The sequence below is a fragment of the Moraxella lacunata genome (assembly GCF_002027545.1).
In the GTDB taxonomy this organism is placed as follows: Bacteria; Pseudomonadota; Gammaproteobacteria; order Pseudomonadales; family Moraxellaceae; genus Moraxella; species Moraxella lacunata.
The window spans coordinates 1-1182 of sequence record NZ_MXAN01000132.1 but is presented as its reverse complement, the minus strand read 5'-3'; the positions used below and the strand labels follow the sequence as shown (position 1 = coordinate 1182).

The 1182-nt window shown below is 47.7% G+C and carries 1 protein-coding gene; it reads right to left on the bottom strand.

Going from position 1 to position 1182, the window contains the following annotated elements:
* Positions 1-80 precede the first annotated feature (80 nt).
* Positions 81-1182 (bottom strand): elongation factor Tu (tuf, locus tag B5J94_RS13640; RefSeq protein ID WP_062501684.1); only part of this gene is annotated, 1102 nt, incomplete at its 5' end.

The following is a 1182-nucleotide window of genomic DNA, read 5'->3' as shown; positions in this document are numbered from 1 at the left end:
CCCAAACCCCCCACCATCTCTGGCAGGGGGTTTGGTTTGACTTGGTTAGTCTTGTTTGCTGTTAAGCTAATCTTGTTAGATTAGTTCTTAACGTTAGCAACAACACCAGCACCTACGGTACGACCACCTTCACGGATGGCGAAGCGTAGACCTTTGTCCATGGCGATTGGGTGGATAAGCTCAACACTCATCTCAACGTTGTCACCAGGCATAACCATTTCAGTACCTTCTTGTAGGGTGATGGCACCTGTTACGTCAGTGGTACGGAAGTAGAATTGTGGACGATAGCCATTTAGGAATGGGGTGTGACGACCACCTTCTTCTTTTGACAGTACGTATACTTCAGCGTCAAAGTTGGTGTGTGGGGTGATTGAACCTGGTTTGGCTAGTACTTGACCACGTTGAACTTCTTCACGCTTAGTACCACGTAGTAGCACACCACAGTTCTCGCCCGCACGACCTTCGTCTAGTAGCTTACGGAACATCTCAACACCAGTACAGGTAGTTTTGGCAGTGTCTTTAATACCTACGATTTCAACTTCATCACCAACTTTGATGATGCCAGATTCAACACGACCTGTTACCACAGTACCACGACCAGAGATAGAGAATACGTCTTCGATTGGCATTAGGAATGCTTTATCGATGTCACGCTCAGGCTCAGGAATGTAGCTGTCTAGGGTGTCTAGTAGTTCTAGGATGGCAGGCTCGCCGTATTGACCAGCATCACCGTTTAGACCTAGTAGTGCAGAACCTTTGATGATTGGGGTGTCATCACCTGGGAAGTCATAGTCAGATAGAAGTTCACGCACTTCCATTTCAACAAGTTCTAGAAGTTCTTCGTCGTCTACTAGGTCGCACTTGTTCATGAATACCATGATGTAAGGTACGCCAACCTGACGAGATAGAAGGATGTGCTCACGAGTTTGTGGCATAGGACCATCTGTTGCTGCAACTACTAGGATAGCACCGTCCATCTGAGCGGCACCAGTAATCATGTTTTTAACATAGTCGGCGTGACCGGGGCAGTCTACGTGTGCATAGTGGCGAGCTGCGGTGTCATACTCGATGTGAGAAGTGTTAATGGTAATACCACGAGCTTTTTCTTCAGGAGCTGAGTCAATGGCAGCGTAGTCTTTTGCTTCACCACCGTGGTGCTTAGCAGCAACAGTTGCGATAGCA